The sequence below is a fragment of the Sphingopyxis sp. LC363 genome (assembly GCF_000756385.1).
In the GTDB taxonomy this organism is placed as follows: Bacteria; Pseudomonadota; Alphaproteobacteria; order Sphingomonadales; family Sphingomonadaceae; genus Sphingopyxis.
Genome location: NZ_JNFC01000067.1, coordinates 1 through 16,678 on the forward strand (window position 1 = coordinate 1; position 16,678 = coordinate 16,678).

24 protein-coding genes are annotated in these 16,678 nt (G+C 66.0%); 19 read left to right on the top strand and 5 right to left on the bottom strand.

Features of this window, described 5'->3' with window-relative positions; translation table 11 throughout:
• The first annotated feature begins 192 nt into the window (after positions 1–192).
• The 13 genes from FG95_RS20965 to FG95_RS17780 all read left to right on the top strand — a co-directional run bounded on the left by FG95_RS20965 (position 193) and on the right by FG95_RS17780 (position 9,388).
• On the top strand, positions 193–357 hold the full coding sequence (locus FG95_RS20965; protein ID WP_167919412.1) for a hypothetical protein: 165 nt from the start codon (positions 193–195) through the stop codon (positions 355–357).
• Positions 358–480: 123 nt separating this feature from the next.
• Positions 481–912 (top strand): hypothetical protein, encoded by a 432-nt coding sequence (locus FG95_RS17730; protein ID WP_058539111.1) that lies wholly within the window; start codon positions 481–483, stop codon positions 910–912.
• 309 nt (positions 913–1,221) lie between these two features.
• Positions 1,222–1,536, top strand: a complete 315-nt coding sequence (locus FG95_RS17735) for a DUF736 domain-containing protein (RefSeq protein WP_037557681.1) — start codon at positions 1,222–1,224, stop codon at positions 1,534–1,536.
• Between the two features lie 122 nt (positions 1,537–1,658).
• A complete protein-coding gene (locus FG95_RS20350) occupies positions 1,659–1,946 on the top strand; it encodes a transcriptional regulator domain-containing protein (protein WP_197411505.1) in 288 nt (95 codons plus the stop codon).
• Complete coding sequence (locus FG95_RS21170; protein WP_052182480.1) at positions 1,909–2,436, top strand: DNA -binding domain-containing protein; 528 nt, start codon at positions 1,909–1,911, stop codon at positions 2,434–2,436. The genes FG95_RS20350 and FG95_RS21170 overlap by 38 nt, the downstream gene beginning before the upstream one ends.
• 102 nt (positions 2,437–2,538) lie before the next feature.
• On the top strand, positions 2,539–2,781 hold the full coding sequence (locus FG95_RS17745; RefSeq protein WP_037557574.1) for a helix-turn-helix transcriptional regulator: 243 nt from the start codon (positions 2,539–2,541) through the stop codon (positions 2,779–2,781).
• A 26-nt stretch (positions 2,782–2,807) separates the two neighbouring features.
• Positions 2,808–3,326, top strand: a complete 519-nt coding sequence (locus tag FG95_RS17750; RefSeq protein WP_037557683.1) for a DUF2840 domain-containing protein — start codon at positions 2,808–2,810, stop codon at positions 3,324–3,326.
• Complete coding sequence (locus tag FG95_RS17755; RefSeq protein ID WP_037557575.1) at positions 3,323–3,910, top strand: S26 family signal peptidase; 588 nt, start codon at positions 3,323–3,325, stop codon at positions 3,908–3,910. The genes FG95_RS17750 and FG95_RS17755 overlap by 4 nt, the downstream gene beginning before the upstream one ends.
• Positions 3,907–4,239, top strand: a complete 333-nt coding sequence (locus tag FG95_RS17760) for a DUF736 domain-containing protein (protein ID WP_037557576.1) — start codon at positions 3,907–3,909, stop codon at positions 4,237–4,239. Before FG95_RS17755 ends, FG95_RS17760 begins: the two co-directional genes overlap by 4 nt.
• A gap of 3 nt (positions 4,240–4,242) precedes the next feature.
• Positions 4,243–4,950 (top strand): lytic transglycosylase domain-containing protein, encoded by a 708-nt coding sequence (locus FG95_RS17765; protein ID WP_443027710.1) that lies wholly within the window; start codon positions 4,243–4,245, stop codon positions 4,948–4,950.
• A gap of 219 nt (positions 4,951–5,169) precedes the next feature.
• Positions 5,170–6,915, top strand: a complete 1,746-nt coding sequence (locus FG95_RS17770) for a relaxase/mobilization nuclease domain-containing protein (protein ID WP_037557686.1) — start codon at positions 5,170–5,172, stop codon at positions 6,913–6,915.
• A 26-nt stretch (positions 6,916–6,941) separates the two neighbouring features.
• Positions 6,942–8,954 carry a conjugal transfer protein TraG gene (locus FG95_RS17775; protein ID WP_037557577.1) on the top strand — a complete coding sequence of 671 codons (2,013 nt, stop codon included), beginning with the start codon at positions 6,942–6,944 and terminating at the stop codon, positions 8,952–8,954.
• Positions 8,951–9,388 (top strand): hypothetical protein, encoded by a 438-nt coding sequence (locus tag FG95_RS17780; RefSeq protein ID WP_037557578.1) that lies wholly within the window; start codon positions 8,951–8,953, stop codon positions 9,386–9,388. The genes FG95_RS17775 and FG95_RS17780 overlap by 4 nt, the downstream gene beginning before the upstream one ends.
• Here FG95_RS17780 and FG95_RS21175 read toward each other — a convergent pair.
• Positions 9,364–9,597, bottom strand: coding sequence for a MarR family transcriptional regulator (locus FG95_RS21175; RefSeq protein WP_235211616.1), 234 nt, complete (start codon positions 9,595–9,597; stop codon positions 9,364–9,366). The two genes, FG95_RS17780 and FG95_RS21175, sit on opposite strands and share 25 nt — an antisense overlap.
• Here FG95_RS21175 and FG95_RS21275 point away from each other — a divergent pair.
• Entirely contained in the window at positions 9,574–9,708 is a 135-nt protein-coding gene (locus FG95_RS21275) for a hypothetical protein (RefSeq protein WP_268746870.1), read from the top strand. The genes FG95_RS21175 and FG95_RS21275 overlap by 24 nt on opposite strands.
• Positions 9,709–9,801: 93 nt before the next feature.
• Here the strand turns inward: FG95_RS21275 and FG95_RS17790 are convergent, their stop codons facing one another.
• Genes FG95_RS17790 through FG95_RS17805 form a run of 4 tightly spaced genes read right to left on the bottom strand, consistent with a single transcriptional unit; the run spans position 9,802 to position 11,724 of the window.
• Positions 9,802–10,353 (bottom strand): JAB domain-containing protein, encoded by a 552-nt coding sequence (locus tag FG95_RS17790; protein ID WP_052182481.1) that lies wholly within the window; start codon positions 10,351–10,353, stop codon positions 9,802–9,804.
• Positions 10,302–10,775 carry a hypothetical protein gene (locus FG95_RS17795; RefSeq protein WP_037557579.1) on the bottom strand — a complete coding sequence of 158 codons (474 nt, stop codon included), beginning with the start codon at positions 10,773–10,775 and terminating at the stop codon, positions 10,302–10,304. The genes FG95_RS17790 and FG95_RS17795 overlap by 52 nt, the downstream gene beginning before the upstream one ends.
• A gap of 41 nt (positions 10,776–10,816) precedes the next feature.
• On the bottom strand, positions 10,817–11,149 hold the full coding sequence (locus FG95_RS17800) for a hypothetical protein (protein WP_037557580.1): 333 nt from the start codon (positions 11,147–11,149) through the stop codon (positions 10,817–10,819).
• 59 nt (positions 11,150–11,208) lie between these two features.
• On the bottom strand, positions 11,209–11,724 hold the full coding sequence (locus tag FG95_RS17805; RefSeq protein ID WP_081933239.1) for a helix-turn-helix transcriptional regulator: 516 nt from the start codon (positions 11,722–11,724) through the stop codon (positions 11,209–11,211).
• 208 nt (positions 11,725–11,932) lie between these two features.
• On the opposite strand from FG95_RS17805, the gene trbB reads away from it, so the two are divergent.
• The 5 genes from trbB to trbJ are packed head-to-tail and all read left to right on the top strand — an operon-like array spanning position 11,933 to position 16,677.
• Positions 11,933–12,916 carry a P-type conjugative transfer ATPase TrbB gene (gene trbB, locus FG95_RS17810; protein ID WP_037557689.1) on the top strand — a complete coding sequence of 328 codons (984 nt, stop codon included), beginning with the start codon at positions 11,933–11,935 and terminating at the stop codon, positions 12,914–12,916.
• Entirely contained in the window at positions 12,913–13,245 is a 333-nt protein-coding gene (locus tag FG95_RS17815; protein ID WP_037557582.1) for a TrbC/VirB2 family protein, read from the top strand. The genes trbB and FG95_RS17815 overlap by 4 nt, the downstream gene beginning before the upstream one ends.
• Positions 13,245–13,514 (top strand): VirB3 family type IV secretion system protein, encoded by a 270-nt coding sequence (locus tag FG95_RS17820; RefSeq protein WP_037557583.1) that lies wholly within the window; start codon positions 13,245–13,247, stop codon positions 13,512–13,514. Before FG95_RS17815 ends, FG95_RS17820 begins: the two co-directional genes overlap by 1 nt.
• On the top strand, positions 13,511–15,964 hold the full coding sequence (gene trbE, locus FG95_RS17825) for a conjugal transfer protein TrbE (protein WP_037557584.1): 2,454 nt from the start codon (positions 13,511–13,513) through the stop codon (positions 15,962–15,964). The genes FG95_RS17820 and trbE overlap by 4 nt, the downstream gene beginning before the upstream one ends.
• Positions 15,961–16,677, top strand: a complete 717-nt coding sequence (gene trbJ / locus FG95_RS17830) for a P-type conjugative transfer protein TrbJ (RefSeq protein WP_037557585.1) — start codon at positions 15,961–15,963, stop codon at positions 16,675–16,677. The genes trbE and trbJ overlap by 4 nt, the downstream gene beginning before the upstream one ends.
• Position 16,678: the final 1 nt, after the last annotated feature.

The following is a 16,678-nucleotide window of genomic DNA, read 5'->3' on the forward strand; positions in this document are numbered from 1 at the left end:
GGATCGGGCCATACCCGCTCTCGATTGCCGCTGATCCCTTGGCCGAGGCCAGGCCTCCTTCAATCAACCCGTGAAGGGTCCCCACGCTTCGCTCGGGCCGCGGCTTCGCGCGCGGTGATTGCGGCCTGTCCCCGTCCGGCGGGGCGCCTGTCGAGCGGGAATGGCCCGCTCCCAAGGACAGGAGTTGATCCCATGCCGCTTTCCACCGCCCAGTCGCTCGGATGGAGCCTCGCCCGGACCATGATGACCGTGATCATCCTCATCGAGACCAGCGCCGGATATTCGGTCATGCCGCTCGATGAGTTCGACGGCGACCCCGAAACGATCGTCAGCGAATATGACCCGTTCAATCGCTAAGCGTCTGGAATTGGTTCCAGATTGGAGCCGGTTCGGGGTCTCCCCCGAGCTGGCTTTGGCTATGCTGTGCCTGCAGGTTGCGCTGCGGAGGTGGTGGCGGGCGCGTCCGATGGGAGGACGTTCATGACCCTGATGCTGATCCTTGGCGCGGTTGCGGCATTTTATGGCCTTCTCCTGCTCTTTCGCTGCGCGACTTACGCGCTGCCACTCTTCGCCGGGCTTGGTCTGGCCTTCACGCTTCGGGACCAAGGTTTCGGCTGGATGGTCATTTTAGCGGTGGGATTGCTCGCGGGTGTCTCCGTCCATACCCTCGGCCGGCACCTGGCGCGCGGCTCGGCTCCGCTCGCCGTCAGGCTTGGCGTCATCCTGATTTTCGTTGGCGCCGCCGCGGCTGCTGGCTTTCAGGTTGGGGTCGCGCTCGCGATGCTGGCCGACCTCAATCCCTGGACGCAGCGCGGCATGTCCATCCTGACCGCCGTCGTCACCGGCTATGCCGGTTGGCGTGATCTCCTGTCGCCGGGGGGTGGGATCGAGCGACCAGCGCTGCACAGCTAGGCGTTCGCCCGCCTCTCATCGTCTTCGCTTCCCGGCCGACCGGCAACGCAACCGTCCGCAGAGCCGTCCCATCGCGGCCTCTCGACATGCGCCATCTGTCAGCGCGCCGCTTCGCTGGCCCGGCTTGGTGCAACCGCGCCGTTCGACTTTCTTCCCCTGGCGTGCCGCCATTCCTCGCGAAACAAGAAAGACGAACGGCGCGATCCTCCGCTGCGCTGCGGGCCTGCGGCTGCACCGCCGGTCCCCCGCTGACGACCGATGCGCATCGAGGCCGCGATGGTGCGGCCCGAGCCAAGGAAGGAATGCGACATGGCCAAGATCGGCACGTTCAAGAAAGTCTCCGGAGAATATCGGGGTCAAATCACCACTCTCTCGGTGCAGGCGAAATCGGTTCGCATCGCACCCGAAAAAGACCCCAGCGGCAATGCTCCCAGCCACCGTGTTTTCGTTGGAGACGTCGAAGTCGGCGCAGCCTGGGAAAAGCAGACGCAGGACAAGCGCCCCTATCTTTCGGTCAAGCTCGACGATCCGAGCTTCACCGCCCCGATCTTCGCGCAACTGTTCGCGGGCGAAGGCGAAGAGCACGACCTGGTCTGGAGCCGCCAGACCCGCCGCGGCGACTGAGCCGCAGGGACCCGCCCGGCAGCGCCGGGCGGGATACCCATTACTGGGGATGGATATCCCCGCGTCTTGGAATTGGCGCATGCCCGCATATCGCCAACTCTTCGGTCTCCCCGGAGGCTGTTATGGCGATCGAGACGACGGCAAAAAGCGAAGGGCCGCTGCGCCTCGACTTTCCCGGCTACGCCCAGGAGTTTCTGCGCCGCAGTCCGGACTATCGCCGTGACTATCGAAGCGTGATGTCGGATCGCAAGGCCGATCCGGCGTCGCAGGAGGGCATGGCCCGGCGATGGGGCCTCTGCTTTCCCGGTCGATCCGCGTGTTTCCGCGCTCGACGCGCCAGCCTTCTGGGACGCGGCGGTCTGCCCCTATATCGTGATCCTCGACGCTGCACCGCCGACTTTTGCCGCTGACCTGCGCCTCGATCCGGCTCGCTGGACGCATCGCCTTTGCTCTCGGATCGCGCTTGACGGCGGTCATTATATATTGGGCGAAAACCGCATCATGCACCGGATCTGGCTGCGCTGCGATCCAGCTCACGGTGCGCTTGCTGCGCTGATTCCGTGCGATGGCATGGCCGAGACGCGCCTACAGGCGGTAGCGGATCTGGAACGATGGCTCCGCGGCATATCGTCGGCGTCGGCCGTGTCTCGGCCGACATCCTACCAGGCACAGCGCCTCGATTTGCTTCTGTCGATTCTCGATCTTCGCGGCGAACTGGACGTGACCAGCCATGAGGTCGCCCGCCGGCTCATCTATCCACGCCTGGATGTCGGCCGCGGCTCGGCGTGGAAATCCTCTCCCGAGCGGCGCCGGACCCAGCGGCTCATCCGCGAAGCCGAGGCGCTGGCGGCGGGCGGATACCGCGCGCTGCTGGCAGACCGGGCGGGGCGACAAAAATAGCGCCGCAATTCTGCCGCTCCCCCGCGCGCGCGCTTTCGCGCCACCACGCGACATCGCCCGCCGGCCCGCGCTTTCCGGTCCGGCCGCTGGAAGGAGCCCCCCATGACCACCGGTCACCCACCGCGTTTTCTGACGACCCCCGATGCCGCAAAGCGGGTCGGCCTCTCGCACCGGACGCTGGAGAAGCATCGCTGCTATGGAACGGGTCCCGCCTATCGCAAGCTTGGCGGCCGGGTCGTCTATGCGATCGACGAACTCGATGCCTGGGTCGAACTTGGCCGGCGTTCGTCGACGTCCGATCCCGGCACCGGCACCGTGCACCCGGCGCGGCAGGTGCAGCGCTAATGCGCGGCGTCGATTTTGAACGGGCGCTGCGCCCGCGGCTAACCGCTAATTGCAACGCTGGCACACACCCGTCGCCGCGTGACACCGCGCTCACTGAGGTCGAAATGACCTGGATCGAGGGGCGACACGAGCAGTGGATCCGCTTCGGCCGCATCGCAGCCGAGCGCATCTTGAGCCGCGCCAAGCGCGTCGCGGCGTTCCGGCCCGGCGCCGTCTTTGCTTACGTGCGCTGGACGTCGAACGACTTCGGGACGATCCATTCGACCATCGCGATTGCCGCGGCGGTTGTGCCTGGCGAAGCTTATGCAACGCTGCCGTTCGTCCATCCCGGCGCGGATATCCTCGCGCGGATCGACGGCTGGCCGAAAGTGCAACAGGCGCTTGAGGCGATCGACGCGGTCGAAGCGACCGGCATCGATGCCTGCGATGCGGCGCCCGATCATTGGCGCCATGTCGGCAGCCGGATTTCGGCGGGGCTGCCATTCCGGCCATATTCCCGTGACCGCCATACGGCATGGCTGCGCCGCCGGGCGGTCGAGTTATGAGCCGCCGGGCACTTCGCGCCACGGCGGCGGCCGCGGCGATCTTCAGCACATCGTTCGTCGCGGTTGCGTGGCTCAAGCCCGCGCCGCGCTTCCTCTGGAATGTGAGCGCCAGCGCTCCGACCGGCCTCTATTGGGTCGATGTGGGCGCGCCGCCGCGGCTCGGCGACCTTGTCGCCATCGCCCCGCCGTCCGCACTCGGGACATTCCTTGCGCAGCGCGGATATTTGCCGCGCGACGTGCCGATGCTGAAGCGGGTCGCCGGTCTTCCCGGCGCGCTCGTCTGTCGTTCCGGCGTCTTCGTCACGCTCGATGGCGTCGCGGCCGCCCGCGCGCTGGCGCGCGATCGGGCCGGTCGTCCGCTCCCCGTCTGGACGGGTTGCCGGATCGTCGGCGGTGACGAACTCTTTCTCGTCAATGCGGCGCGCGACAGCCTCGACGGCCGCTATTTCGGGGCGATGCCGGCAGCTGGTCTGCTCGGCACCGCGCACCCGATCCTCACCCGCTCGCATCCGACGGCGGCGCTTCGCTGGGGCTCCGCCGAACCCGACCACCCGCCATCACGCAGCAAGGAGACGTCATCATGATCATCGGGACAATGCGCCGGAATACGACGGGAGGATATTCCGGCTCGATCAAGACGCTCGCGTTCGACGCGCAAATCGAGCTCGCACCGGCAGCCTATTCTGAAAAAGAGAATGCGCCAGGTTGGCGCTTACTGATCGGAGATCCCGCACTCGGTGCGGAGATCGGGGCCGGTTGGGATCGCACGGGTCCGCGCGGTTTATATATTGCGCTGCAGATCGACGACCCGAGCCTTGCTGCGCCGTTGCGCGCAAATCTGGTTCGCCTGGGCCCAGACGACGGCGATTTGTCTATTCTCTGTTCGCGCCCCGAACCGCAGGCCGGGAACTGAGCCATGGGGCTGCTGCTGCGCTTCGTGGGTGGGTTCGCGCTTCGCGTCAGCGTGCCTTGCGGCGCGTTTCTTGCGTCATTCGCGATGCCTCTGGCTTGCCCGCCCGCTGCCGCGGCGGTGCAACCGGCGCGCCATCCTCATGCCGCACCGGTCGCCGAAGCCGCACAGCGCTTCGGCATTCCGGAGCTTTGGATCTGGCGCGTGATGCACGCCGAAAGCCGCGGCAAGGTTGGTGCGGTTTCGCACGCCGGGGCGATGGGGCTGATGCAGATCATGCCCGGAACCTGGGCGTCGCTGACCGCGCGCCATCGGCTCGGGGCGGATCCGTTCGACCCGCGCGCCAATATCCTCGCCGGTGCAGCCTATCTGCGCGCGATGTGGGACCGCTATGGCGACGTTCAGTTGATGCTCGCGGCGTACAACGCGGGGCCGGGCCGCGCCGATGCCTTCGCATCGGGGCGCCGCGGTCTGCCCGCTGAGACGATCGCCTATGTCGCCAAGATCGCACCCGAATTGCATGTATCAGGCAGCGCCGCAACTGCTCCGTCGATGCTGTCGCCCGCGCCGGGATGGCGCGATGCGGCGCTCTTCGCTGAGCGAAATTTGCCGTCTGACGACGCACAACCTGCAAGCCCGTCGGGAACGGCTGCGCCTGCCCGGGCTGCAGGTGCTTCCATTTTCATTCCCTTGTCCGATGGCCGTGACCGGTGACGGACGGCGGGGCCGCTGGGTTTTTTGACAGGCTCTGCTCAGGGCCGGTGGTCGCTTGCTGGAAGGGACATGGGGGAGGGCAAGATAAAAGCCGTGCCAGCTTCGGGCACTCCATGGTCGGTTTTCTGCGGGTTTGCGCGTATGGCTCTGCCGAAATCTGCCATATCATCGCGTTGAACGCGCCGTTTTCTCCCAACTTTTCGTATGGCACCGCCCCCGATGCGCGGTGACGACCATGATTTCCGCATCAGGCCGGGACGGAGCCGCGATCGCGGGGCAGGGTCGGCAGGCAAGGGCAAGCGGCTCGCTACGCAGGTGCGCAAAGCAGCCTCGCGGTCGGGCTACACCCGCTCGCGGCCTGGCCGCGGCGCTGGCGGCGGGACCGGCACGCATGGACGGGGCCGGCGGGCCATGGCGGCGATGCGCCGTCAGCCTGGCGCCCGGCGCGTCACGGTCATGGCGCGCGTCGTCCGCCACCAAGGCGCGCGGTTTCGCGCCGCGCCGCTGGCGCGTCATATCTCCTATCTCGAGCGGGAAGGCGTGACCCGTGACGGCCGCGACGCGAGCATGTTCGATGCGGGCGGCGACGCCGCCGATCGCGATGCCTTCGCCGCGCGCTGCGAAGACGACCGGCATCACTTCCGGCTGATCGTGAGCCCGGAGGACGCCGCGGATCTCGGCGATCTCCGTTCCTTCACGCGCGATCTCATGACGGACATGGGACGCGATCTCCAGACCCGCCTCGACTGGGTCGCGGTCGATCATTGGAACACCGACAATCCGCATATCCATATCCTCGTGCGCGGCGTCACCGATGATGGCGCCGATCTCGTCATCGACCGCGGCTATATCGCCGCAGGCATTCGCGGACGGGCCGAAGCACTTGCAACGCTCGAACTCGGTCCACGCAGTGAGCTCGACATGCAAAGCGCGCTCGCGCGCGAAGTCGATGCCGATCGCTGGACAAGTCTCGATGCCCGACTGCAGAGGCTCGCCGACGAAGCGGGCGGAGTCATCGATCTGCGCCCCGCAGCGAACGAAGACCGGCATATGCACGGCCTGCTGGTCGGCCGCGCCGCCCGGCTCGAGCAGATGGGTCTCGCCGAGCGGCAGGGCGCCGGCCTTTGGGCGCTCGGGGCCGGCGCCGAGCCGGCGCTGCGCGAGGTCGCGGTGCGCGGCGATATCATCAAGACGATGCACCGCGCGCTGTCGCGCGGCGGGCGCCGCTTCGATCCCGCCGCGCTCGCGCTTCACGACGGCGCGCCCGAGACCGCGATCGTGGGCCGCCTTGTCGAGCGGGGGTTGCATGACGAACTTGCCGGCAGCGCCTATGCGATCGTCGACGGCGCCGACGGGCGAACCCATCACATCCGCTTCAACTACATGGAGATGACCGGTGATGCCAGGCCGGGCTCGATCGTCGAGCTCCGCAGTTGGGAGGATGGCAAGGGGCGCGCGCATATGTCGCTTGCGACGCGCTCGGACCTCCCGCTCGCGTCGCAGGTCACCGCGCCCGGCGCGACCTGGCTCGACCGCCAACTCGTCGCCCGTGAACCGGTCGCGTGCGGGAATGGCTTCGGTCTCGAAATCCGCCAGGCGATGGAGAAGCGGGCGCGCTATCTCGTCGAGCAGGGATTGGCGTCGCGCGCCGGGGACCGGCTGACCCTGTCATCCGGGCTCATCGACAAGCTCGCTTCGCGCGAACTGGAAGCCGCGACCGCATCGATTGCCGAGCGGACCGGCCTTGCCCACAAATCGTCGGCTGCCGGCGACTATGTGAGCGGCGTCTACCGCGAGCGCGTGACGCTCGCATCGGGGCGCTTCGCCATGATCGACGACGGGCTGGGTTTCCAGCTCGTCCCCTGGCGCCCCGCGCTCGACCGCCATCTCGGCCAGCACATCACCGGCACCATGTCCCCCGGCGGCTCGGTCGATTGGGCGCTGGGCCGGGGCATCGGCATCTAGAAAGGCATTTAGAAAGGCATTTTGCAATGAACGACAAGATCCTCTGGGGACAGATTACTGCGGTCGGTTCGATCGTGATCTTCGCGGTCTGGGCAGCAACGCAGTGGACCGCGGGCGCGCTTGGATTTCAGCCGGCGCTCGGCGCGCCCTGGTTCCGCATCGGTGACTATCCGGTCTATCCGCCGCCCGCCTTCTTCTGGTGGTGGTTTGCCTATGATGCCTATGCGCCGCCGATTTTCTACCGCGGCGCCATGATCGCGGCGTCGGGCGGCTTCGCCTCGATCATTGTCGCGATTTCCATGTCGGTGTGGAGGGCCCGTGAGCGGCAGCGCGCCGAGACCTATGGTTCAGCGCGCTGGGCCGAGGCTGGCGATATCCGCCGCGCAGGCATGCTCGACGAGGCTGGGGTCATCTTGGGGCGCTTTGGTCGGAGCTATCTTCGCCATGACGGCGCCGAACATATCCTATGCTTCGCGCCGACACGGTCGGGCAAGGGCGTCGGGCTTGTCGTGCCGACGCTGCTCACCTGGCCGGGCAGCTGCATCGTGCATGACATCAAGGGCGAGAATTGGCAGCTGACGTCGGGGTTCCGGGCCCAGCATGGGCGCGTCCTGCTCTTCGATCCCACCAATATCGCGTCGGCCGCTTACAATCCTCTCCTCGAAGTGCGGCGCGGCGCGTGGGAGGTGCGCGACGTCCAGAATGTCGCCGACGTACTTGTCGATCCGGAAGGCAGCCTCGAGAAGCGCAACCATTGGGAGAAAACGAGCCACTCGCTTCTCGTCGGAGCCATCCTGCATGTTCTTTATGCCGAAGAGGATAAATCGCTCGCAGGCGTCGCGGCCTTCCTCTCCGATCCGCGGCGCGGTATCGCCTCGACCCTGCGCATCATGCAGTCGACGGCACATCTCGGCGAGAAGGGTATCCATCCCGTCGTCGCGGCGGCGGCGCAGGATCTGCTCAACAAGTCGGCCAATGAGCGGTCGGGCGTCCTTTCGACCGCCATGTCCTTTCTAGGGCTTTACCGCGACCCCGTCATCGCTGCGGTGACGCGGCGGTCGGACTGGCGCATCGCCGACCTTGTGGCGGGGGAGACGGCGACCTCGCTCTATCTCGTCGTGCCGCCCGGCGACATCAGCCGCACCAAGCCGCTCATTCGTCTGATCCTCAATCAGATCGGGCGGCGGCTCACCGAGGAACTTAATCCGCGTGCGCGGTCGCAGCGCCTTCTTCTCATGCTCGATGAATTTCCGGCGCTGGGGCGGCTCGATTTCTTCGAGAGCGCGCTCGCCTTCATGGCCGGCTATGGGATCAAGGCGTTTCTGATCGCCCAGTCCTTGAATCAGATCGAGAAGGCTTACGGCCAGAACAACGCCATCCTCGACAATTGTCACGTCCGAGTCAGCTTCGCGACAAACGACGAGCGGACGGCCAAGCGGATCTCGGACGCGCTCGGCACCGCCACCGAAATGCGCGCAATGAAAAATTATGCCGGGCACCGGCTATCGCCCTGGCTTGGCCATCTGATGGTCTCGCGGACCGAGACGGCCCGCGCCTTGCTGACGCCCGGCGAGGTCATGCAACTGCCGCCCGATCAGGAAATCGTCATGGTCGCCGGCGTCGCGCCGATCCGGGCGAGCAAGGCCAAATACTATGCCGACCCCCGATTGATGGCGCGGATCCTGCCGCCGCCCGCGCCGCCGCAAGTCGGCGAAAGCCGTCCCGACGACTGGAGCGCGTTGGAACGACCGAAAGACCTGTCCGGCGGGAAGGTCGAGATCGCAGTTCATGATGAGATCCCCGATGCGAGCGACGGCGAGGAGGACGATAGCGACGCCAACAGCGGTATCCGGCAGGAGCCGGCGATGGCCGACCATGAGAATATCGTATCTGAGGCTCGCCCGGATGTCAGCGAGTTCGATTTCGCAACCGAGGAACGAGAGGATGACCCCGTCCGCGAGCGCAAGGCGATCGACGGTGCGATGCGCCGCGGCGCCCGCCTGGCGTCGCAGGATCCGGACGACGGGATCGAACTATGAGGAAGTCGTCGGTCAAGCGGACCTTCCGGATCGATAGCGTGCTGGCGCGCCAGCTCGACGAACGCGCGAGCAGCCGCCGCATCACGCGCACCGACATCGTCGAGGCCGCGCTCGCATCTTTGCTCACTCCCGATCATGAGGAGCGACTTGAGGCCGTGCTGACGCGGCGGCTCGATCGGCTGTCGCGGCAACTCGACCGGCTCGAATGGCATGTCGAATTGTCGAACGAAGGCTTCGCGCTGTTCGTCCGCTCCTGGCTGATCAACAATCCCCCGCTCCCTGACGCGGCACTCCGGGCGGCGCAAGTGACTGGCAAGAAACGGTGGGAGGCCTTTGTCGATTCGCTGAGCCGCCGGATGGAGCTCGGGCCGAAGCTTGGTGACGAATTGTCCCGCGACGTGGACGGCGATCATTCGTCGCCCGCCGCGAAATAGGCCAGGAGGCGTTGCGCGAGATCGGGGGCCAGCCGGATGAAATTGCGTCTTCCGTCGTGGCGATCCGGCTCCCGCGCCAACAGTCCCTCGTCGCAAAGGCGCTGCAGCAGCCTGAGGGCCGTCGTTCTCGGAAGGCCCGACGCGATACAAAGCGAGCTGGTCGATACTGATTTCGCCGCTGCCTCATGGATGAAGAGATCGATGAGCATATCCCAAGCCGGTTCGCCGAACAGGCCTTCTGCGCCGACAAGTTGTCGGCGCAGAAGGCGCCGCCGCCATACGCGCTGCGCGTTGGCGAGCGCCAACTCGGCATCGGGTGAGTTCCGCCAATCGGCAATTCTGTCGCGAAGTAGCGTGCCGGGCGAAGACGTCCGACCGGAGGCAGGTCGTCCCCGGAGGATCATCCGATGCCCTCAGAGCGCGACAATGATATGTTCCAGCACCTCGACGTCGAGCGCTTGTCCGATCGTAGCCAGGCGTTCAGTTGCCTCGATATCGCACCGGCTGGGCGCTGGGTCGCCACTAGGATGGTTATGGACGAGAATGATCGCGGCGGCGTCGAGTTCGATCGCTCGCCGAAATATCGTGCGGGGATAGATTGCGAGATGGCCGAGCGTTCCGCGCTGTAATTGTTCATCCGCGATGAGGCGATGCGACGGGTCAAGGAACAGCACGCGCAGCGCCTCATCGGGAAGCGCGCCCATCGATGCCCTGAGATAACGCAGCAATTTGGGATTGTCGGGGTCGATGCCGCGACCGCTCAGCTCTTCGCGCATGGCCTCCAATGTCGCGCACCGTGCGGCGACGAGCATCGCGCCGACCGGGCTGTCCTTGCCGAGCGTTCGCGCCAGCGCTTCGGGGGACTGGGCGAAAAGGCGTGCGAGTGTCCGATGTTCCGCGAGCAGTCGCTCGGCTAGGGACTCGCAATGCTCGGGATCGATGGCCGCGACGAGATCTGCCAGCATGGCTCGTTGGCGCCGCGCGCCAGCCGACGCTGGTGGCGCCAGGTTGCGAGGATGAGGATCGCCGGCACCGGCCAGGACGTCGCCACCTGCATCGCGAGATAGGCTGCCGGATGCAGCGCCACGTCGAGAATCCGGCTCGAGTGCGCAAGGAGCGGGACCATGTGCAAGACGGCGATGCACATGGGCCAGAAGCGATGCGCAAACAGCGCGAGCGTGACGGTGGATGCGGCTCCAAACAGGTCGATCGCGAGATGACCGGTGTCGAGTGAAGCGAAGGTCGGCGGAACGAACAGGTGGAGCAATTGATCCAAGCCCACCATCGTTGCTGCGATCGCCGCCATCGTCCGTTCCGGCCCGCCGCCCTTCCAGGCGGCATAGCCGACAGCAACAGCCAAGAAAGCGAGAAACAAGGCGATGCGCATGCCCTGAAACTTTCACGGCTGTCGCTCCCGGTCAACCGGCGTCAGGCTGCGGCCGCCCGCACGCTCGTTCCCGCCTCCGCGATCGACGGGCATTCATGGAGGTCATAACCCGCCGTCTCGCGCCCGATATCGGCGAGTTCGCCATGAACCCGCAGAATATCGCCGCTGACATCGACCAGCGCCATTTGCGCCTTCATCAATCGGCGGATCGTTGCCTGCCCTCTGGTCGCCGGCACCCCGGCGGTGTCGCGCCGCGCGGTGACGACGCTGGTCATCAGCGAAGACACTGCGATGAGTGCATCGTCGATCCTGACTTCGGCGGCGGGTACGTCGCGGATCAGACGGGCTGCCGTGATTGTAAGTGCTTGGGACATGACTTCTCCTCTGCCGGAAGCATCGCTCCGGCCTATTGGTGACAGACAGGATGAAAGGATCAGCCGGAAATCAGACGGGTGAGCGTTTCACCGATCGTCACCCCCGCCAGCGTCAGCAGGATCAATCCGGCGAACATCGCCGCCATGATCCAGACTTTGCTCGAACGCGCGTGATCGCGCCTCCAGAGACCCTTGAACGGCGGGTCGACCGCATTGGGATGCTTGGCGAGCGATGCATGATCGTTCAGCGCCAATGCGGCCGGCTCTCCGTCCGGGAAATCGGATGGCATCAGTCTGGCCTGCGGCGGTAGTATGATCGGATCCCATGGTATTCGGTCATAGGTCCGTTTGAGACGCGCATAGCGGACGGCCGCCTCGGCTCTACTGTCCGCTCCCAGAATATCGCGCGCGGTCGTGAGCCTGAGATCGACGGCCTGTTTCGAGATGTCGAGCCGCCGCGCAATCTGCTTTGAGGTCTGATGCTCAAGCACAAGATCGAGACAAGCGCGCTGCTTGTCCGTGAGCCGCGCCCAGCACAATTCATCCTCTGACGGCTGCGACACCGAATCAGTCATTGTTACACTGTTGTCAAAATCGGGCGTTTCACAAGTTCCACCATGATTTTTATCCGTTCCGATGCGGATCGACCTACGCCACGGCCTGTCTTTCTACGAGACGGTACGACGGCGCGAAAACCTTGTTGAATTTGGGTTTTCTCTGCGTCTCTTACTCATCCCCGTCGAGCCGGGCATCATCGCCAAGGCTCATGAAACGGGGTTCCCGATGGGCGCAGAACCAATCCGGCTGGAGGCACGTCACCGCAGCGCGCGCATGCTGCGCACCGCGATGGGCGGTGCGATCGCGGATTGGCTCGCCGACCGCGAGGTCATCGAAATCATGCTCAATCCCGACGGTCGGCTGTGGGTCGACCGCCTCGGCCAAGGGATCGAGGACAGCGGTGAAACACTGAGCGCCGCCGATGGCGAGCGCATCATTCGTCTCGTCGCGCATCATGTCGGCGCCGAAGTGCATGGCAGCGCGCCGCGCGTATCGGCCGAGCTGCCCGAAGGAGGCGAGCGTTTCGAGGGATTGTTGCCGCCGGTCGTTGCCGCGCCGACCTTTGCGATCCGCAAACCGGCAATCGCGGTCTTCACGCTCGGCGATTATGTGAACTCGGGCATCATGTCGGCGGATGCTGCGGACATACTTCGCTGCGGCGTGCGTGACCGGCTCAACATCCTCGTTGCGGGCGGCACCGGGACCGGCAAGACGACGCTGACCAACGCGTTGCTCGCCGAGATTGCGGGCAGCCGCGACCGGATCGTGTTGATCGAGGACACGCGCGAACTGCAGTGCGCGGCGCCCAATCTCGTCGCGATGCGCACCAAGGACGGTGTCGCATCGCTGTCCGATCTCGTCCGCTCCTCGCTGCGCCTCCGGCCCGACCGCATTCCGATCGGCGAGGTGCGCGGCGCCGAAGCGCTGGATCTCCTGAAAGCATGGGGCACAGGTCATCCCGGCGGTGTCGGAACAATCCATGCCGGGAGTGCGCTTGGCGCGCTGCGCCGTATGGAGCAGCTCATCCAGGAAGCCGTGATCACCGTCCCGCGCGCTCTTCTCGCCGAGACGATCAATCTGGTCGCCGTGCTCGTCCGCGACGGAACGGGCCGGCGCCTCGCCGAACTCGCCCGCATCGACGGGTTCGACCGGCTGAACCTCGAATATCGGCTGACCCCGCTCATCACCCCTGAAGGAGAAAATCGATGATCCATGCTCTTCGGCATGGCGCACGGCGCGCCATGCTCTGTTCGACCGCGATGTTCGTTGCGCTTGCGGTATCCGCGCCGGCCTATGCCGGCGGCTCGTCGATGCCGTGGGAAGCGCCGCTGCAGTCGATCCTCGAGAGCATCGAGGGTCCGGTCGCAAAGATCGTCGCGGTGATCATCATCATCGTGACCGGTCTCAGCCTCGCCTTCGGCGACACGTCGGGTGGGTTCCGCCGGCTGGTCCAGATCGTGTTCGGCCTGTCGATCGCCTTCGCTGCATCGAGCTTCTTCCTGTCCTTTTTCTCCTTCGGCGGCGGAGCGCTCGTGTGATGAGCCGGGAAGGGGAAGTGCCGGGCTTCTTTGCTCCGGTTCACCGGGCGCTCGCCGAGCCGATCCTCCTCGGCGGGGCGCCGCGCAGCCTCGCGATCGTCAACGGCACGCTCGCGGGCGCCGTCGGTCTCGGCCTCCGGCTCTGGATCGTCGGCGTCGCGATATGGGCGGTCGGCCACACCCTCTCGGTCTGGGCCGCCCGCCGCGACCCGCAGTTCGTCGACGTCGCCCGGCGTCACCTCAAATATCCCGTCTGGATGCGCTCATGATGAATCTCTCCGAATATCGCACGAAATCCGCCCGCCTCGCCGATTTTCTCCCTTGGGTCTGCCTGGTGGCGGAGGGCGTGGTGCTGAACAAGGACGGCGCGTTCCAGCGCACGGCGCGCTTCCGCGGCCCCGACCTCGACAGCGCCACGCCCGCCGAACTCGTGGCGGTCACCGCGCGCCTCAACAGCGCGCTGCGGCGCCTCGGGTCGGGCTGGGCAGTCTTCGTCGAAGCCCAGCGTGTGCCCGCGGTGACCTATCCGGTGTCCGAGTTCCCCGATGCGGTGTCCGAGCTGGTCGATGTCGAACGCCGCGAGCAGTTCCGCGAGGAAGGCGCCCATTTCGAGAGCTTCTATTATCTGACCCTCTTGTGGATGCCGCCGGCAGAGGAAGCGGCGCGCGCCGAGTACTGGCTCTATGAGGGCCGCTCGAAGACCGGCGTCGACCCCAAGGAATTGCTGAAAAGCTTCGTCGATCGCACGGGGCGCATGCTCCATCTCGTCGAGGGCTTCATGCCCGAGGCCGAATGGCTGGATGACGGCGAGACATTAACCTACCTCCACAGCTGTGTCTCGACCAAGGTCCAGCACGTCCGGGTGCCCGAGACGCCTGCCTATCTCGACGCGCTGCTCGCCGACGAAGCGCTCGTCGGCGGGCTCGAGCCGCGGCTCGGCGATCATCATCTGCGCACCCTCACCATCACCGGCTTCCCGAGCGTCACCTTCCCGGGCCTGCTCGACGAATTGAACCGCCAAGCGTTCGCCTATCGCTGGTCCTCGCGCGCCATCATGCTCGACAAGACCGACGCGACCAAGCTGCTGACCAAGATCCGGCGGCAATGGTTCGCCAAGCGCAAGTCGGTCGCCGCGATCCTCAAGGAGGTGATGACCAACGAGGCCTCTGTCCTGATGGACAGCGATGCCTCGAACAAGGCGGCCGACGCCGACATGGCACTGCAGGAGCTTGGCGCCGACGAGGCGGGCATCGCCTATGTCACCGCGACGATCACCGTCTGGGATCGCGATCCGGCGCTCGCGGCCGAGAAGCTGCGCCTCGTCGAGAAAATCGTTCAGAGCCGCGACTTCACCTGCACGGTGGAAGGCGTCAATGCGCTCGAGGCCTGGTTCGGGAGCCTCCCCGGCCATGTCTATGCCAATGTTCGCCAGCCCCCGATTTCCACCCTTAATCTTGCCCATCTCATTCCCTTGTCGGCGGTGTGGGCGGGGGCGGAACGGGACGAGCATTTCGGTGATGCCCCCTTGCTTTACGGCAAGACCGAAGGCTCGACCCCGTTCCGCTTTTCGCTGCACGTCGGCGACGTCGGTCATTGCCTCGTCGTCGGCCCGACGGGTGCGGGCAAGTCGGTCCTGCTCGCGCTGATGGCGCTCCAGTTCCGCCGCTACGAGGGCAACCAGATATTCGCCTTCGATTATGGCGGTTCGATCCGCGCCGCGGCGATTGCCATGCGCGGCGATTGGCAGGATCTTGGCGGCGCGCTGCACGATGCCGGCAGCGCCGGGTCGGTCGCTCTGCAACCGCTGGCGCGCATCGACGAGGCCGCGGAGCGCGCCTGGGCAGCCGAATGGCTCGCCGCCTTGCTCGCGGGCGAAGGGGTCGACGTCGATCCGGCCGCGAAGGAGCATCTCTGGTCGGCGCTCACGTCGCTCGCGACGGCGCCAATCCGCGAGCGCACGCTGACCGGTCTTGCCGTCCTGCTCCAATCGCAAGAGCTGAAGCTCGCGCTTTCGCCCTATCTCGTGGGCGGTCCCTGGGGACGGCTGCTCGACGCCGAGGCCGAGCATCTTGGCGATGCGCGTGTTCAGGCGCTCGAAACCGAAGGGCTGGTCGGCGCCTCGTCGGCGGCCTCGGTCCTCGCCTATCTGTTCCACCGCATCGAGGGCCGCCTCGACGGCTCACCGACGCTGATCATCATCGACGAAGGCTGGCTCGTGCTCGACAGCCCCGCCTTCGCGGCGCAGCTGCGCGAGTGGCTGAAGACGCTCCGCAAGAAAAATGCGAGCGTGATCTTCGCGACGCAAAGCCTCGCCGATATCGAGGGCTCGCGCATTGCGCCGGCGATCATCGAGAGCTGCCCGACACGCATTTTCCTGCCCAACGAACGCGCCGCCGAGCCTCAGATCGCGCGGGTCTATGAACGCTTCGGGCTCAACGATCGCCAGATCGAGATATTGAGCCGCGCAACGCCGAAGCGCGACTATTATTGCCAGTCGCGACGCGGCAACCGGCTGTTCGAACTCGGCCTCGGCGACATCGCACTCGCTTTCACCGCTGCCTCTTCAAAGACCGACCAGATCAAGATCGGCGAGCTGATCGAGACGCGCGGCCACGCCGATTTTGCCGAATTCTGGCTGCGTCACCGCGGCCTCTATTGGGCCGCCGATCTGCTCGCGAACCTCGAAACCCCCGACCAGCTGAAGGAGTCCTTTTTATGAAGAATGTGAAGAACCGCGTGCTGCTTGCTGCCCTGCTCGCCGGATCGACCTTGATCGCGAGCGGAGTGACTGTTCCCGCCGCGGCGCAGATCGGCGGCATCGTTCACGATCCGCGCAACTATGCGCAGAATATCCTGACCGCCGCGCGCACCCTCGAGCAGATCAACAATCAGATCTCCATGCTGCAAAACCAGGCGACGTCGCTGGCGAACGAGGCGCGCAATCTGACCAGCCTGCCCGTCTCGACGCTGAAGGAATTGCAAGGCCAGGTCGATCGCACCCGCCAATTGCTGAGTGAAGCGCAGCGCGTCGCTTATGACGTCGGCGATATCCAGACCGCTTTCGATGCCCGCTACAAGGGCGCAGCCTTGTCGGGGCCGCAGGCCGCGATGGTCGCCAACGCCGAGGCGCGTTGGAACGACAGCGTCGGCGCGTTCCAGGATGCGATGAAGGTGCAGGCCGGCGTCGTCACCAACATCGGCGGCACGCGCCAGTCGATCGGAACCCTCGTCTCGGCGAGCCAGTCGGCGACCGGCGCCTTGCAGGCGGCGCAGGCGGGCAACCAGATCCTCGCCGTCCAGTCGCAGCAGATCTCCGACCTCACCGCCGCTCTCGCCGCGCAGGGCCGGGCGCAGATGCTCGACGCGGCGCGCAGCGCCGCCGCCGAGGCCGAAGGCCGCGAGCGCTTCCGCCGCTTCCGCAAAGGCAATTGAG

Coding starts and splice junctions, on each gene's coding strand:
- FG95_RS17755 (WP_037557575.1), top strand. CDS start 3,323: ATGAGCCGCCGGGCACTTCGCGCCACGGCGGCGGCCGCGGCGATCTTC.
- FG95_RS17805 (WP_081933239.1), bottom strand. CDS start 11,724: ATGACTGATTCGGTGTCGCAGCCGTCAGAGGATGAATTGTGCTGGGCG.
- FG95_RS17815 (WP_037557582.1), top strand. CDS start 12,913: ATGATCCATGCTCTTCGGCATGGCGCACGGCGCGCCATGCTCTGTTCG.
- FG95_RS17770 (WP_037557686.1), top strand. CDS start 5,170: ATGCGCGGTGACGACCATGATTTCCGCATCAGGCCGGGACGGAGCCGC.
- FG95_RS21275 (WP_268746870.1), top strand. CDS start 9,574: ATGGATGAAGAGATCGATGAGCATATCCCAAGCCGGTTCGCCGAACAG.
- FG95_RS17820 (WP_037557583.1), top strand. CDS start 13,245: ATGAGCCGGGAAGGGGAAGTGCCGGGCTTCTTTGCTCCGGTTCACCGG.
- FG95_RS17765 (WP_443027710.1), top strand. CDS start 4,243: ATGGGGCTGCTGCTGCGCTTCGTGGGTGGGTTCGCGCTTCGCGTCAGC.
- FG95_RS17790 (WP_052182481.1), bottom strand. CDS start 10,353: ATGCTGGCAGATCTCGTCGCGGCCATCGATCCCGAGCATTGCGAGTCC.
- FG95_RS20350 (WP_197411505.1), top strand. CDS start 1,659: ATGGCGATCGAGACGACGGCAAAAAGCGAAGGGCCGCTGCGCCTCGAC.
- FG95_RS17800 (WP_037557580.1), bottom strand. CDS start 11,149: ATGTCCCAAGCACTTACAATCACGGCAGCCCGTCTGATCCGCGACGTA.
- FG95_RS21175 (WP_235211616.1), bottom strand. CDS start 9,597: ATGCTCATCGATCTCTTCATCCATGAGGCAGCGGCGAAATCAGTATCG.
- FG95_RS17745 (WP_037557574.1), top strand. CDS start 2,539: ATGACCACCGGTCACCCACCGCGTTTTCTGACGACCCCCGATGCCGCA.
- FG95_RS17780 (WP_037557578.1), top strand. CDS start 8,951: ATGAGGAAGTCGTCGGTCAAGCGGACCTTCCGGATCGATAGCGTGCTG.
- FG95_RS17730 (WP_058539111.1), top strand. CDS start 481: ATGACCCTGATGCTGATCCTTGGCGCGGTTGCGGCATTTTATGGCCTT.
- FG95_RS17735 (WP_037557681.1), top strand. CDS start 1,222: ATGGCCAAGATCGGCACGTTCAAGAAAGTCTCCGGAGAATATCGGGGT.
- trbE (WP_037557584.1), top strand. CDS start 13,511: ATGATGAATCTCTCCGAATATCGCACGAAATCCGCCCGCCTCGCCGAT.
- trbJ (WP_037557585.1), top strand. CDS start 15,961: ATGAAGAATGTGAAGAACCGCGTGCTGCTTGCTGCCCTGCTCGCCGGA.
- trbB (WP_037557689.1), top strand. CDS start 11,933: ATGGGCGCAGAACCAATCCGGCTGGAGGCACGTCACCGCAGCGCGCGC.
- FG95_RS17775 (WP_037557577.1), top strand. CDS start 6,942: ATGAACGACAAGATCCTCTGGGGACAGATTACTGCGGTCGGTTCGATC.
- FG95_RS17795 (WP_037557579.1), bottom strand. CDS start 10,775: ATGCGCATCGCCTTGTTTCTCGCTTTCTTGGCTGTTGCTGTCGGCTAT.
- FG95_RS17760 (WP_037557576.1), top strand. CDS start 3,907: ATGATCATCGGGACAATGCGCCGGAATACGACGGGAGGATATTCCGGC.
- FG95_RS20965 (WP_167919412.1), top strand. CDS start 193: ATGCCGCTTTCCACCGCCCAGTCGCTCGGATGGAGCCTCGCCCGGACC.